Here is a 14,758-nt window from a genome sequence, read left to right on the forward strand (position 1 = left end):
CCACGGTTCGGTTAACAATAGTGCCGACCCGGCAGATACCCGCCTTTCGTCAGACATTCAACGCACCGAACTGCGTCAGGAGTAAAACGTTGGACCAGAAGCAACCCTCAACCACCGCCACCATGAAAGATGTGGCTGAGAAAGCGGGCGTTTCGACCGCCACGGTTTCTCGTGCGTTGATGAACCCGGAAAAAGTCTCGGCAGCCACCCGGCAGAAGGTGGAACAGGCAGTGATTGCCGTCGGGTATGCCCCTCACGGTCTGGCACGCAACGCCAAACGCGGTGAAACACAAACCATTCTGGTCATCGTGCCGGATATCTGCGATCCCTTTTTCAGTGAAATCATCCGCGGGGTAGAAGTGACCGCCGCGCAGGAAGGGTATCTGGTGTTGATTGGCGATTGCGCTCACCAGAACCAACAGGAAAAAACCTTTCTCAATCTGATGCTGACACGCCAGATTGACGGCATGGTGCTGCTCGGTTCACAGCTGCCTTTCGAGGCAGGCGTGGAAGATCAACGCAACCTGCCACCGATGGTGATGGGCAACGAATTCGCCCCGGAAATGGCGCTGCCCACGGTGCATATCGATAACCTGACCGCGGCCTTTGAGGCGGTGAATCATCTGCTGCAACTGGGCCATCGTCAGATTGCCTGCATTACCGGCCCTGAACATGTCCCGCTGTGCCAGTATCGTTTACAGGGGTACATTCAGGCGCTGCGGCGCAGTAATTTGCCTGTCGATCCCACGCTGATTGTGCACGGCGATTTTACCTTTGAAGCGGGCGCAACGGCGTTGAAGCAGCTGATGAGCCTGCCGAACCCACCGAAAGCGCTGTTTTGTCATAGCGATTTGATGGCGCTGGGGGCCATGAATCAGGCACGCAAGCTGGGGATGCGCATCCCGCAGGATCTCTCGGTGGTGGGCTTCGACGACATCGAACTGGCGCAATACTACGATCCGCCCTTGACCACCGTGGCCCAACCGCGTTTTGACATTGGCCGCGAAGCGATGCTGCTGTTGCTGGATGAGTTACAGGGCAAACGTGTCAACAACGGTTCACGCCTGCTTGATGCGGAATTGCGCGTCCGTGGCAGCACAGCCCCTGTCGCAAAACGGGAAAAATGACTACCTTTACAACGCATTTTCAGCGGATTCTTAAGGCAGTCTTCGCTGGTCAAACTTCCAGCCCTTGAGTAACATGGCGCATTCCTTGCCGGGCAATTAACAGCACATTTACAGGCCCGCATTTTTTAAAGGGTATCAGAACGAGAGTGGCACAAAGAGATTACGTAGGCCGCGGGCGTTCAACAGGGACGCGTCGCAAAAAAAGCACAGGCCGTAGCAAGAAAAGCAAAGGCGGTTCTGGCACCTCCAAACTGATGATCGTACTGGCTGCGGCTGTACTGGTCACCTTTGCCGGTGGCTTATGGTTCATCTCCCATCATAAGAAAGAAGAGTCACCGGTCATCCCGGATCATAAAGCAACCGGTAATGGCCTGCCGCCGAAGCCCGAAGAACGCTGGAAATACATCAAAGAGTTGGAGAATCGCCAGCTCACCGTTCCTACCCCTACAGAGCCGTCAGCAGGGGGTGGCATCCAGTCGCAAACGCAGTTGACGGATGAACAGCGCCAGTTGCTGGAGCAAATGCAGGCGGATATGCGCCAGCAACCCACACAGTTGAATGAAGTGCCGTGGAATGAACAAACCCCGGCGCAGCGCCAGCAAACGCTGCAGCGCCAACAACAGCAGCAACAACAATTGCAGCGTCAGCAACAGGTGCAGCAACAGCAGTTGCAACGTCAGCAGCAGCAGATGCAGCAACAGCAACCGGTAACCCGCCAACAGTCGGCACCGATTACGCGTGAGCCTGAGCCACAAACCCGACCGCAGGAAACCGCGAAAGCGAAACCGGTCGAGAAACCGTCACAACGTTGGATGGTGCAGTGTGGTTCATTCAAGGGCACCGACCAGGCTGAGTCGGCTCGTGCCGCGCTCGCTTTCGAAGGTTTTGAGAGCCGGATTACCACCGGCGGCGGCTGGAATCGCGTGGTGATTGGGCCATTTAAAGATCGCAGCAGCGCTGACAGTACCGTGAAACGCCTGCACAGTTCCGGCCACGGAAACTGTATTCCCCTCGCATTGGGGGGTTGAAACCCTCTCAATTTACCCCATATCAGGTTGCATGATACTCCGCGCTGAGTGCGCGGAGTCCTTTTCTACTGCAACAAGGGGTCTGCCCGTGACAACAATAGTAAGTGTGCGACGCAACGGCCAGGTAGTGATTGGCGGCGATGGCCAGGCTACTCTCGGCAATACCGTAATGAAAGGCAATGTTAAAAAAGTGCGTCGTCTTTACAACGACAAAGTGATTGCCGGTTTTGCTGGCGGCACCGCAGATGCCTTCACCCTCTTCGAACTGTTCGAACGCAAGCTGGAAATGCACCAGGGTCATCTGGTGAAAGCCGCCGTCGAGCTGGCTAAAGACTGGCGTACCGACCGGATGCTGCGTCGTCTGGAAGCACTGCTGGCGGTCGCGGATGAATCCGCGTCACTGATCATCAGCGGTAATGGTGATGTCATCCAACCAGAAAATGATCTGATTGCCATCGGTTCGGGTGGACCTTACGCCCAGGCAGCGGCACGCGCCCTGCTGGAAAATACTGAGTTGGGTGCCAAGGATATCGTCGCCAAAGCGCTCGATATCGCGGGTGATATCTGCATCTACACCAACCATAACGTTAACTTCGAAGAATTACCGTCTAAGGCGTAAGGATCAAAACCATGTCTGAGATGACTCCCCGCGAGATTGTCAGCGAACTGAATCGCTTTATTATCGGCCAGGACGGCGCGAAACGTGCCGTGGCCATTGCGCTGCGTAACCGCTGGCGTCGTATGCAGCTCGACGAAGAGCTGCGCCATGAAGTCACCCCGAAAAATATTCTGATGATCGGCCCGACCGGTGTCGGTAAAACCGAGATTGCCCGTCGTCTGGCCAAATTGGCCCATGCGCCGTTCATCAAAGTAGAAGCCACCAAATTCACCGAAGTAGGCTATGTCGGTAAAGAAGTGGATTCCATCATTCGCGATCTGACCGATGCGGCCGTGAAAATGGTGCGCATTCAGGCGATTGAGAAAAACAAATACCGTGCCGAAGAGATGGCTGAAGAGCGCATTCTCGACGTGCTGATCCCGCCCGCGAAAAATAACTGGGGCCAGCCGGAACACACGGCTGAACCTTCTGCGGCGCGCCAGTCGTTCCGCAAGAAATTGCGTGAAGGCCAGTTGGACGATAAAGAGATTGAGATCGATCTGGCTGCTGCACCGATGGGTGTAGAGATCATGGCACCGCCGGGTATGGAAGAGATGACCAGCCAGCTGCAATCCATGTTCCAGAACTTGGGTGGTCAAAAGCAGAAGCCACGTAAGCTGAAAATCAAAGACGCCCTGAAACTGCTGATTGAAGAAGAAGCTGCCAAACTGGTGAACCCGGAAGAGCTGAAGCAGGACGCCATCGAAGCGGTTGAGCAACACGGCATCGTGTTTATCGATGAGATCGACAAAATCTGTAAACGCGGCCAGACCTCTGGCCCGGATGTGTCACGTGAAGGCGTGCAGCGCGACCTGCTGCCGCTGGTCGAAGGTTGTACCGTTTCAACCAAACACGGCATGGTGAAAACCGATCACATCCTGTTTATCGCGTCTGGTGCGTTCCAGGTGGCCAGCCCGTCTGACCTGATTCCTGAATTGCAGGGACGCCTGCCGATTCGTGTTGAATTGCAGGCACTGACGGTGAACGATTTTGAACGCATCCTGACGGAGCCGAATGCCTCTGTCACCGTGCAATACAAAGCGCTGATGGCGACTGAAGGCGTGAATGTTGATTTCACCGACGACGGTATCCGTCGCATCGCTGAAGCGGCGTGGCAGGTAAACGAAACCACCGAGAACATCGGTGCGCGTCGTCTGCATACCGTGCTGGAGCGTCTGATGGAAGATATCTCCTACGACGCCAGCGATCGTAACGGCGAGTCCATTACCATCGATGCAGAGTATGTTGGTAAGCATCTGGATCAACTGGTGGCTGACGAAGACCTGAGCCGCTTTATCCTGTAAGCGACAACACCAGCCAAGCCCGGCCTCTGTGCCGGGCATTTTTTTGCACAGGATATTGATGTAGCGCTTTTTTTAGCAGGTGATGATTTTGCCAACACTTGCCAGATAGCGATATACTTACCGCTCCTGTGGCAAACAGACGACATCACTATGAAATACGATACATCTGCACTCTGCGATATCTACCATGAAGAAGTGAACGTTGTTGAACCGCTTTTTTCGAACTTTGGTGGACGCACCTCATTTGGTGGCCAGATAACCACAGTGAAATGTTTTGAAGACAACGGCCTGTTATACGACCTGCTGGAAGAGAATGGCCGCGGTCGTGTCCTGCTGGTTGATGGCGGGGGGTCCGTGCGTCGCGCACTGGTGGATGCCGAGGTGGCGCGTCTGGCGGTGCAAAACGAGTGGGAAGGGATTGTGGTGTACGGCTCAGTACGTCAAGTGGACGAGCTGGAAGAGCTGGAACTCGGTATTCAGGCAATTGCGGCCATTCCGGTCGGCGCTGCCGGTGAGGGCATTGGCGAAAGTGATGTGCGCGTCAATTTTGGCGGCGTGACGTTCTTCTCGGGCGATCATCTCTACGCCGACAATACCGGCATGATCCTGTCGGAAGATGCGCTCGATATCGAATAATTGCGGATACGAAAACGGGTGCCATCAGCACCCGTTGTGTTAAGCGTTCAAAGTACGCTTAGACTTCTTCCATTTTTCCCAGCAGAGCACGCAGACGCTCCTGCCACACATGCTGCTCTTCTTTCAGCTGCTGATTTTCACGTACCAGCGCATCCTGGTTGCCTGAAGATTGGTGTACTTCATTCTTCAGGTGATTGTTCTGCTCTTTCAGCTCTTCAATTTCCATCTGCAACAGGGTGATGGTATCAATCGCCTGCTGTACTTTCGCTTCCAGTTTTTCGAACACTTCAAATGACATCTTTCTGACCTCTCCTAAATCTTGCAAGGCGTTGATGGTGCTGACCCGACGCAACGCGCGCCCGTCCATGACGCGGCCAGCAACGATGTCCCGATTGTATGTAGCGCGCCCCGGCAAGTCCAGCGGCGCAAGGCTTGCGAAGGAAGTCTGTAACACTTTTCAGTTAATGCCTAAAAAAAAGCGCCAGCTTGAACCCCTTTTCCGGCCCGACAAGAAACCCCCTACTGTCACTAAGGGAAATAGTGCTTAAAAAACCGCAAAAAACGCGAAAACGCGCATTTTTATGACAGACCACACAGAATTCAATTTCGCTATTTCTCGTTTATGCTCGTTAACGATAAATTTACAGCAGCCCTACAAGAGCGCTGGGTGGCTCAACGGATTGAGAACAACAACTGATAAAATTTAACCTCGCTTCAGGAATGCCATTATGAGTCAGACTACGAATACGCTAACAGGTCAGTGCATCGCCGAGTTTCTTGGTACCGGTTTGATTATCTTTTTCGGCGCGGGCTGTGTTGCTGCTCTGAAACTTGCCGGAGCCAGCTTCGGTCAATGGGAAATTTGTATTATCTGGGGTTTAGCTGTCTCCATGGCGGTTTATCTGAGTGCGGGCGTTTCAGGTGCCCATCTCAATCCAGCGGTGACCGTGGCACTTTGCCTGTTCGCCAACTTTGAAGGCCGCAAAGTTCTGCCTTACATTGTGGCGCAGGTTGCAGGTGCATTCTGTGCGGCGGCGCTGGTCTACGGTCTTTACTACAGTTTGTTTATCGACTTCGAGCAAAGCCATCAGATGGTGCGTGGCAGCGTAGACAGTCTGCAACTGGCCGGGATCTTCTCAACCTATCCAAACCCTCATATCAGTGTAGGTCAGGCATTCCTGGTTGAGATGGTCATTACTGCCGTGCTGATGGCGGTCATCATGGCGCTGACCGATGACGGCAACGGTGTGCCGCGTGGCCCAATGGCTCCGCTGTTGATTGGTCTGTTGGTGGCGGTAATTGGTGGTTCAATGGGTCCGCTCACTGGCTTCGCCCTGAACCCGGCTCGTGATTTCGGCCCGAAAGTTTTCGCATGGCTGGCAGGCTGGGGTAGTGTCGCCTTCACCGGTGGCAAAGATATTCCTTACTTCCTGGTTCCGATTTTTGGCCCGCTGGTCGGTGCCTGTCTCGGTGCCTTTGGTTACCGCGCTCTGATCGCACGACACCTGCCGAGCGTGGTTACCAGCAAGTCAGAAAGTCCGGTTGCGCGTGCTGAGCAGCGTAAAGCCTAAGTTTCACTTTAAGATCATCAGGAAAAACGTATGACTACGACAGATAAAAAATACATCGTCGCGCTCGACCAGGGCACAACCAGTTCACGTGCCGTGATTCTGGACCACGACGCCAACATCGTCGCCGTCTCTCAGCGCGAATTCACCCAGATCTACCCGAAAGCCGGTTGGGTGGAACATGATCCGATGGACATCTGGGCGTCACAAAGTTCAACCCTGGTTGAAGTACTGGCCCATGCCAACATTCGTTCGGACGAAATCGCCGCTATCGGTATTACCAACCAGCGTGAAACCGCCATCGTCTGGGATAAAGCCACTGGCAACCCGGTTTACAACGCCATCGTGTGGCAAGACCCGCGTACTGCGGATTACTGTAACAAATTGAAGAAAGAGGGTCTGGAAGAGTATATCCAGCACACCACAGGTCTGGTGATTAACCCCTACTTCTCCGGCACCAAAGTGAAGTGGATTCTCGATAACGTCGAAGGTGCGCGTGACCGTGCTAAACGTGGCGAGCTGCTGTTCGGTACAGTCGATACCTGGCTGGTGTGGAAAATGACCCAGGGTCACGTGCATATCACCGACCACACCAACGCCTCACGTACCATGATGTATAACATTCACAAGCTGGAGTGGGATGAGCGTATGCTCGAAATCCTCGACATTCCGCGTGAAATGTTGCCAGAAGTGAAAGGCTCGTCTGAAATCTACGGCCAGACCAACATCGGTGGTAAAGGCGGTACGCGTATTCCCATCGCCGGTATTGCCGGTGACCAGCAGGCGGCGCTGTACGGCCAGCTGTGCGTTCAGCCGGGTATGGCGAAAAACACCTACGGCACCGGCTGCTTTATGTTGATGAACACCGGTACTGAAGCTGTCACCTCGACGCACGGTTTGTTGACCACCATCGCTTGCGGCCCACGCGGCGAAGTGAACTATGCACTGGAAGGTGCGGTGTTTATCGGTGGTGCGGCAATTCAATGGCTGCGTGACGAGATGAAGCTGTTCAGCGATGCGGCAGACTCCGAGTATTTCGCGCAGAAAGTGAAAGACAGCAACGGCGTGTATATGGTGCCGGCCTTTACCGGCCTCGGTGCTCCATACTGGGACCCGTATGCCCGTGGTGCCATCTTCGGTCTGACCCGTGGTGTCAACGGTAACCACATCATTCGCGCCACCCTGGAGTCGATTGCCTTCCAGACGCGTGATGTGCTGGAAGCGATGCAGAACGACGCCAATACCCGACTGCAATCGTTGCGCGTAGATGGCGGTGCCGTAGCGAACAACTTCCTGATGCAGTTCCAGGCCGACATTCTTGGCACGCGCGTTGAGCGCCCGGAAGTACGTGAAGTCACCGCGTTGGGTGCTGCTTACCTCGCCGGTCTGGCCGTTGGCTTCTGGAATGACCTGGAAGAAGTGCGTTCCAAAGCGGTCATTGAGCGTGAGTTCCGCCCGAGCATTGAAACCACCGAGCGTAATTTCCGTTACGCTGGCTGGAAGAAAGCCGTGGCTCGCTCTCAGGCCTGGGAAGAACAGGACCAGTAATCCCCCTGCGACCCGCGGCACCCTGCCGCGGGTTTTTTCCGTCGAATTTCCCCGCTGTGCTACACTGCCCGCCTGTTTTTTGTCAGGTGCAGACCATGAAACGAGAACTCGCGATTGAATTTTCCCGCGTTACCGAAGCCGCCGCATTGGCGGGCTATCACTGGTTAGGACGCGGCGACAAGAATGCTGCCGACGGCGCTGCCGTCAATGCCATGCGTATTATGCTGAATACCATCGATATCGACGGCCAGATTGTGATTGGCGAAGGTGAAATCGATGAAGCGCCCATGCTGTACATCGGTGAAAAGGTCGGGACCGGCCAGGGCGATGCGGTTGATATCGCCGTCGATCCGATTGAAGGTACACGCATGACCGCCCTGGGCCAAGCCAATGCGCTGGCGGTACTGGCAGTCGGCGATAAAGGCAGCTTCCTGCATGCACCTGATATGTATATGGAAAAATTGATTGTCGGGCCGGGAGCGCATGGCGCTATCGATCTCAATCTGCCGCTGGAAACTAACCTGCACAACATCGCCGCCGCGCTGGGCAAAGCACTCAGTCAGCTGACGGTGTCGATTCTGGCCAAGCCGCGCCACGATGCGGTGATTGCGCAATTGCAGCAACTCGGTGTGCGTGTGTTTACTTTCCCGGATGGCGATGTCGCGGCATCGATTCTGACCTGTATGCCCGACAGCGAAGTGGATGTGATGTATGGCATTGGTGGGGCACCGGAAGGCGTGGTATCCGCCGCAGTAATCCGCGCACTGGATGGCGATATGCAGGCGCGTTTGCTGCCGCGTCATCAGGTCAAAGGGGATAACGCAGAGAATCGCCGTCTGGGTGAGCAGGAGTTGCAGCGCTGTGCCGACATGGGGATTGAAGCGGGTAAAGTGCTGACGCTGGCACAAATGGCGCGCAACGATAACGTGATTTTTGCCGCCACCGGCATCACTACCGGCGACTTACTTAAAGGCATTACCCGTAAAGGTAACATCGCCACCAGCGAAACCCTGCTGATTCGCGGTAAATCCCGCACCATTCGCCGCATCCAGTCGATCCATTATCTGGATCGCAAAGATGCGGCGTTGCACCCGTTTATCCTGTAACCGTCTGTTTGCCGCTCTCGGGATGACGTGAGAGCGGCCACCAGCACAGCAGCATCACTAACGCCGTCACGAACATCAGCAAGCCAAGGCTGAACTGATCGCGTTGCGGCATCAACGCCGACAGCCAGGCCACCAGCCCGGAACCCAGATTCTGTAAACCGCCTATCAGCGCACCCGCGCTGCCAGCCAGCCATGCATACGGTTCCATCGCGCCGGAGGTTGCCAGCGGAAACAGCATCCCTGCGCCGAAGAAAAACAGGGCGGCAGGCACCAGCAGCGTCCAGATGTTCATCACACCAAACCAGGCTGGCACCCACATCAGCAGTCCCGCCAGCAAACAGCTATTCACGCCATACCACATCAACGTATGCCAGGATTTTTGCTCCCGTCCGGCAAACCAGGCACCAAAAAACGCCGCCGGGATCGGTAAAATAAACAGGATACTGACCGTTAAGCCATCCAACCCGAGCACACCCCCCAGCAGCACACCGCAGCTGGCTTCAAACACCGCAATGCCTGCCAGCGCACCAATCAGCAGCAACAGATAACGCACGAAGTTCCCATCGCTGAGAAGGGTGGCATAGCGTCGCATAAAAGGGGTCACCGGCGTTTCTGTCGGTCGGGTTTCCGGCAGCCAGCGCGCCATTGCCAGCGTCACGCCCACACACAACAGCAGCAGAAAGGCGAAACAGGCATGCCAGCCAAATAACCGGGTCAGCAACGCCCCGATAACCGGGGCCAGCAGCGGGCTGACCAGAATACCCATGTTCAGCAGGCTATTGGCCTGACGCAACGCCACACCGGCATACAGATCGCGCGGCATGGTTCGCGCCATCACGCCAGCTACGCCGGTGCCCAATCCCTGGATCGCGCTGCCCAATACCAGCACGGACAATGAAGGAGCAAACAACGCGATCAAGGCCCCCACCGCGAAGATCGTCATCCCGGCGAGGATCACCGGACGCCGCCCGATGCTATCCGACAGAGGACCGTAGATCAGCTGCGATCCGCCATAGGTGATTAAATAACCTGCCATTACCTGCTGCATCGCGCCGCTGTGCACGTTGAGCGCATCTGCCATCCCGGACATTGCCGGTACATAGATGGTTTGTGCCATCTGCCCGACCGCCACCAGCACAATCAGCATAAATAACAGCAGGCGGTTTTCCGTTTTAGATTTCAACATGGAACAAAATGTCTGTCTGATAAACAAAGTAAAGGCAGCAGTAAAAAAGGCTGCCTGTCATGAATGGCGGCAAAAATATCAGGATTCGATGACAAAGCGAGGGGTGAGGCAAAAGCCGTTTCCTGATCATCGTCAAGCTGCGCTACCAGGTTGTAAAGCGCCCGCTACAGTTGAAGCAGAGTGCGCTGCATTTGTCGCTGAGAGCCTTTTCACTGCTCAGAGACTGGCAATCTTCCTGATGGCTGACGAAGATAGTGACATGCCTGAAAAATCAACAATAAGGAGTGAGCATGGCAGAGTGGGTCAATGCTGAAGTACAAGAAGTGAAAAACTGGACCGACGCCCTGTTCAGTCTGCGCGTGCGGGCACCGGTTGATCCCTTTATTGCCGGGCAATTTGCCAAACTGGCGCTGGAAATTGACGGTGAGCGTGTGCAACGCGCCTATTCTTATGTCAATGCACCGCAAGATCCGCTGCTGGAGTTCTACCTGGTGACCGTGCCGGAAGGCAAACTCAGCCCGAGACTACAGGCGCTGCGCCCCGGTGATCAGGTGATGGTGACCAAAGAAGCATCCGGTTTTTTTGTGCTGGATGAGATCCCTGATTGTCAGACGCTGTGGATGCTGGCAACCGGCACCGCCATCGGTCCCTATTTGTCGATTCTGCAACAAGGGGAAGGACTGGAACGTTTCGAGAATATTGTGCTGGTGCATGCAGCACGCTTCGCCGCCGATCTCAGTTTTCTGCCCCTGATGCAGCAATTACAGCAGCGCTATCAGGGCAAATTACGCATTCAGACGGTGGTCAGCCGTGAACAGAATGCGGATTCGCTGCACGGGCGTGTTCCTCAGCTTATCGAAAGCGGGGAACTCGAACGGGCAGTAGGGTTAGCGATGGATGCCGCAACCAGCCACGTCATGCTGTGCGGCAATCCGCAAATGGTTCGCGATACCCAACAAGTGTTGAAAGACAGCCGCGATATGCGCAAACATTTCAAACGCAAACCCGGCCATATGAGCAGCGAGCATTACTGGTAAGACGCGGCACGAAGAATGACAGTTTTTTACCGGCGTGGGTTTTGACTTTCGCCGGTAAAAACCGTTCTAATCGTGGGCTACGTTATTGGGTTAGGACCGAAGCAATGAAGAATTTGCCAGGCGCGTTGCTGCTCAGCCTCGCACTGACATTTCCCGTCTGGGCAGAAGATGCACCACCGCAGGATCGCAGCGATCACCTGCCTGCTGCCCCCTATTTGCTGCCTGGTGCGCCCACCTTTGATATGACCATTGCGCAGTTCCGTGAAAAGTACAATGCTGCCAATCCCGACCTGCAATTGCTGGAGTTTCGCGCTATCGATAGCCACGACGACAAAAGCAACCTGACGCGAGCAGCCAGCAAAATCAACGAAACCCTGTATGCCTCGACCGCGCTGGAGCAAGGCACCGGGAAGATCAAAACGCTGCAAATCACCTGGCTCCCGCTCCCCGGACCGGATGAGAAGAATGCCCAGGAAAAAGCGATGGCTTATATGACTGCCCTGCTGCGCTTTTTCTCTCCGGGTTTGTCCGCGGAAGATGGACACAAAAAGCTCGATGCGCTGCTCAGCGCAGGTAAAGGCTCGCGCTATTTTTCCCGTAATGAAGGGGCACTGCGTTTTGTCGTCGCCGACAATGGCGACAAGGGGCTGACCTTTGCCGTCGAGCCAATAAAACTGGCGCTCGCCACCCCCTGATCACCCCGGCAAAAATGACGAAAAGCAAAGCCAGCAGCATATTTGATCTCTATACTGTCTGGCAGACATCGCTGCCATTGCGCAGCGCTATTTCATGAATCGCGTTATGCGGAGGAAAGAATGCGACATCCACTGGTTATGGGTAACTGGAAACTGAACGGCAGCAAACACATGACGGAAGAGCTGATCGCAGGTTTGCGTAAAGAGCTGTCAGGTGTTGAGGGTTGCGGCGTGGCAATTGCGCCACCGGCACTCTACCTTGGCCAGGCGAAACATGCCATTTCCGGTAGCCACATTGCTCTGGGTGCTCAGAACGTGGACGTCAACCTGTCTGGTGCTTTCACCGGCGAAACTTCAGCAGACATGCTGAAGGACATCGGTGCCAAATACATCATCATTGGCCATTCTGAGCGTCGTACTTACCACAAAGAAAGCGACGAGTTTATCGCGAAGAAATTTGCCGTGCTGAAAGCCGCTGGCCTGGTGCCGGTGCTGTGCATTGGTGAAACCGACGCCGAGAACGAAGCGGGCAAAACTGAAGAAGTTTGCGCACGTCAGATCGACGCAGTGCTGGAAACTCAGGGTGCAGAAGCCTTCCAGGGTGCCGTGATTGCCTACGAACCGGTGTGGGCGATTGGTACTGGTAAATCAGCAACCCCGGCTCAGGCCCAGGCGGTGCATAAATTTATTCGTGACCATATCGCGAAGAAAGATGCCGCAGTTGCAGCACAGGTCATCATTCAGTACGGCGGTTCTGTGAATGATAAAAATGCCGCAGAACTGTTTACTCAGCCAGACATCGATGGCGCGCTGGTTGGCGGTGCGTCACTGAAAGCTGATGCTTTTGCCGTGATCGTCAAAGCCGCAGCGGCAGCGAAAAACGCCTAAGTGTTCTGATACTTGCGAGGCGGCTGATTAGCCGCCTTTTTTATTGCAGTATCTGGCAGCGATGATCCTGCAATTCCTCTGCCGAACCGCTATTTAATCGCGCCCAGTTGCGTTCAATCGCCATCAACGCCAGACGGCCATCCGGTAGCGCCGCCAACGCCATGCCATATTTCCCCATCTCAGAACGTGCATCAGGCACTTCCGTTGCCAGACGAATAAAAACACTCTGCTGCGCCAGTTGCGCGGTTGTCAGCGTGCGAATCTGATAACGGTGGTTTTGCAGCGTCTCACTTTGCCATTGTTCGTTAAGCTGTGGGGCCAGTAAATCCAGCCGCTGACGAACATCAGGTCGCAGGCAAGAAATATGGATATGCAGCTGATTTTGCGTGCGGCCATATTGCGAATTAATCGCCAGCGATAACACGCTATCCTCTATGGGTTTGCCACGCCGTTGCGCCAGCAATCCTCGCTCACGCCAGGCATCTGCAAATAGATTTGGCGTAGCTGGATCCAACAACAGCGGACTTTCCATCCCGGTGATTTTTTCGATCGGCATCAACAGATATTGCAAAGGACCGTTGAGATCTTTCAGCGTGACATAGCCCTGCGCCACGTTCACCTGCTGACAAGGTGCCGGGTTACCTTTTTGCATCATGCCGGGCAGGCACTTTTCGCTGATGATTTGCCACAAGGCATTGGAATTTTTCTGGAAGTGCCCGGCAGCCAGTAATAAACCGACCACCAGCACGGCAAGCAGTAAGATAATCAGACTCAGGGCACGGCGGCTTCCCTGCATGGCTTAATCCTCTGTTCATCACCTGCCAGCATCCTCGCCTGGCGCGTGATGAATGTCACGGGATTTTGCCGCGCCACAAAGCAAAACGGCCAGCTTGCGCTGACCGTGATACGGCGATGACAAAACCGTTACGGTTTCATCACCTGATCGTAGGTACCGCCATCAGAGAAGTGGGTTTTCTGTGCTTTGTCCCAACCGCCAAATTTGCTGTCGATAGTGAACAGTTTTACCGGTGCGAAGGTGCTGGCAAATTTCTTCGCCACCGCTTCATCGCGCGGACGGTAGAAGTTTTCTGCGGCGATGGTCTGGCCTTCTGGTGAGTAGAGATATTTCAGGTACTCTTCCGCTACTTTGCGCGTGCCCTGCTCATCCACCACTTTATCCACCACGGAGACGGTAGGCTCAGCCAGGATCGATTCGCTCGGGGTGATAATTTCAAACTTGTCTTTACCCAGCTTGTTAACCGCCAGATAGGCTTCGTTTTCCCAGGCAATCAGCACGTCACCGATGCCACGCTCAACGAAGGTGTTGGTGGCGCCACGCGCACCGGAATCCTGTACTTCAACGTTCTTGAACAGCGCTTTGACATACGCCTGCGCTTTAGCCTGATCGCCGTTGTTCTGATCCAGCGCCCAGCCCCAGGCGGCAAGGTAGTTCCAACGTGCGCCGCCGGAAGTTTTCGGGTTTGGTGTAATCACCGAAACGCCCGGTTTGATTAAATCGCCCCAGTCGTGAATCCCTTTCGGGTTGCCTTTGCGAACAAGGAAGACAATGGTAGAGGTGTAAGGTGCAGAGTTATCGGGCAGGCGTTTGATCCAGTTTTTATCAATACGACCACGCTCAGCAATGGCATCAACGTCAGACTGCAACGCCAAGGTGACCACATCGGCACGAATACCGTTGATGACCGAGGTGGCTTGCTTGCCAGAACCACCGTGTGACTGGCGGATGACCACGTTATCACCGGTTTCCTGTTTGTAATGCGCGCTGAACGCTTTGTTGTATTGCTCATACAGTTCACGCGTCGGATCGTAAGACACGTTTAACAGCTGAATATCCTTTGCCAGAACACTGGTTGAAGCCAGTAACAGGGTGACACCAATACTCCACTTGTTCATTGCTTGCTCTCCGAAGTCGTTATAGAACAAGACTGACACAAACTAATCCACAGATTAAAGAAT

Annotated in this window: 16 protein-coding genes; 12 read left to right on the plus strand and 4 right to left on the minus strand. The window is 54.7% G+C overall.

The annotated features are described in order from the left end of the window. Positions 1 to 89 precede the first annotated feature (89 nt). The 5 genes from cytR to rraA all read left to right on the plus strand — a co-directional run bounded on the left by cytR (position 90) and on the right by rraA (position 4,753). Positions 90 to 1,127 (plus strand): DNA-binding transcriptional regulator CytR, encoded by a 1,038-nt coding sequence (gene cytR / locus PAT9B_RS19505; RefSeq protein ID WP_013510987.1) that lies wholly within the window; start codon positions 90 to 92, stop codon positions 1,125 to 1,127. A 146-nt stretch (positions 1,128 to 1,273) separates the two neighbouring features. After that, positions 1,274 to 2,155, plus strand: coding sequence for a cell division protein FtsN (ftsN, locus tag PAT9B_RS19510; RefSeq protein WP_013510988.1), 882 nt, complete (start codon positions 1,274 to 1,276; stop codon positions 2,153 to 2,155). 88 nt (positions 2,156 to 2,243) lie between these two features. Next, positions 2,244 to 2,774, plus strand: a complete 531-nt coding sequence (hslV, locus tag PAT9B_RS19515; protein WP_071883917.1) for an ATP-dependent protease subunit HslV — start codon at positions 2,244 to 2,246, stop codon at positions 2,772 to 2,774. An 11-nt stretch (positions 2,775 to 2,785) separates the two neighbouring features. After that, positions 2,786 to 4,117 carry an HslU--HslV peptidase ATPase subunit gene (gene hslU / locus PAT9B_RS19520; protein ID WP_013510990.1) on the plus strand — a complete coding sequence of 444 codons (1,332 nt, stop codon included), beginning with the start codon at positions 2,786 to 2,788 and terminating at the stop codon, positions 4,115 to 4,117. Between the two features lie 150 nt (positions 4,118 to 4,267). Next, on the plus strand, positions 4,268 to 4,753 hold the full coding sequence (gene rraA, locus PAT9B_RS19525) for a ribonuclease E activity regulator RraA (protein WP_013510991.1): 486 nt from the start codon (positions 4,268 to 4,270) through the stop codon (positions 4,751 to 4,753). Positions 4,754 to 4,811: 58 nt separating this feature from the next. Here rraA and zapB read toward each other — a convergent pair whose 3' ends face one another. After that, the gene (gene zapB / locus PAT9B_RS19530; protein WP_013510992.1) at positions 4,812 to 5,051 is read right to left on the minus strand and encodes a cell division protein ZapB; all 240 of its coding nucleotides are present in this window, start codon (positions 5,049 to 5,051) and stop codon (positions 4,812 to 4,814) included. Between the two features lie 430 nt (positions 5,052 to 5,481). On the opposite strand from zapB, the gene PAT9B_RS19535 reads away from it, so the two are divergent. The 3 genes from PAT9B_RS19535 to glpX all read left to right on the plus strand — a co-directional run bounded on the left by PAT9B_RS19535 (position 5,482) and on the right by glpX (position 8,975). Continuing rightward, positions 5,482 to 6,324, plus strand: a complete 843-nt coding sequence (locus tag PAT9B_RS19535; RefSeq protein ID WP_013510993.1) for an MIP/aquaporin family protein — start codon at positions 5,482 to 5,484, stop codon at positions 6,322 to 6,324. A 30-nt stretch (positions 6,325 to 6,354) separates the two neighbouring features. Then, on the plus strand, positions 6,355 to 7,869 hold the full coding sequence (gene glpK / locus PAT9B_RS19540; RefSeq protein ID WP_013510994.1) for a glycerol kinase GlpK: 1,515 nt from the start codon (positions 6,355 to 6,357) through the stop codon (positions 7,867 to 7,869). A 95-nt stretch (positions 7,870 to 7,964) separates the two neighbouring features. Beyond that, entirely contained in the window at positions 7,965 to 8,975 is a 1,011-nt protein-coding gene (glpX, locus tag PAT9B_RS19545) for a class II fructose-bisphosphatase (RefSeq protein ID WP_013510995.1), read from the plus strand. Here the strand turns inward: glpX and emrD are convergent. After that, a complete protein-coding gene (gene emrD, locus PAT9B_RS19550) occupies positions 8,965 to 10,161 on the minus strand; it encodes a multidrug efflux MFS transporter EmrD (protein WP_013510996.1) in 1,197 nt (398 codons plus the stop codon). The genes glpX and emrD overlap by 11 nt on opposite strands. On the opposite strand from emrD, the gene PAT9B_RS19555 reads away from it, so the two are divergent. The 4 genes from PAT9B_RS19555 to tpiA all read left to right on the plus strand — a co-directional run bounded on the left by PAT9B_RS19555 (position 10,160) and on the right by tpiA (position 12,781). After that, a complete protein-coding gene (locus PAT9B_RS19555; RefSeq protein ID WP_041525870.1) occupies positions 10,160 to 10,474 on the plus strand; it encodes a hypothetical protein in 315 nt (104 codons plus the stop codon). The two genes, emrD and PAT9B_RS19555, sit on opposite strands and share 2 nt — an antisense overlap. Then, on the plus strand, positions 10,452 to 11,198 hold the full coding sequence (gene fpr / locus PAT9B_RS19560; RefSeq protein WP_013510997.1) for a ferredoxin--NADP(+) reductase: 747 nt from the start codon (positions 10,452 to 10,454) through the stop codon (positions 11,196 to 11,198). Before PAT9B_RS19555 ends, fpr begins: the two co-directional genes overlap by 23 nt. A gap of 104 nt (positions 11,199 to 11,302) precedes the next feature. Next, positions 11,303 to 11,893 (plus strand): YiiQ family protein, encoded by a 591-nt coding sequence (locus PAT9B_RS19565; protein ID WP_013510998.1) that lies wholly within the window; start codon positions 11,303 to 11,305, stop codon positions 11,891 to 11,893. A gap of 120 nt (positions 11,894 to 12,013) precedes the next feature. Then, positions 12,014 to 12,781, plus strand: coding sequence for a triose-phosphate isomerase (gene tpiA, locus PAT9B_RS19570; protein WP_013510999.1), 768 nt, complete (start codon positions 12,014 to 12,016; stop codon positions 12,779 to 12,781). Positions 12,782 to 12,821: 40 nt separating this feature from the next. Here the strand turns inward: tpiA and PAT9B_RS19575 are convergent, their stop codons facing one another. After that, positions 12,822 to 13,577 carry a CDP-diacylglycerol diphosphatase gene (locus tag PAT9B_RS19575; RefSeq protein WP_013511000.1) on the minus strand — a complete coding sequence of 252 codons (756 nt, stop codon included), beginning with the start codon at positions 13,575 to 13,577 and terminating at the stop codon, positions 12,822 to 12,824. A 128-nt stretch (positions 13,578 to 13,705) separates the two neighbouring features. Continuing rightward, entirely contained in the window at positions 13,706 to 14,695 is a 990-nt protein-coding gene (locus PAT9B_RS19580) for a sulfate ABC transporter substrate-binding protein (RefSeq protein ID WP_013511001.1), read from the minus strand. Positions 14,696 to 14,758: the final 63 nt, after the last annotated feature.

The organism is Pantoea sp. At-9b (assembly GCF_000175935.2).
In the GTDB taxonomy this organism is placed as follows: domain Bacteria; phylum Pseudomonadota; class Gammaproteobacteria; order Enterobacterales; family Enterobacteriaceae; genus Pantoea.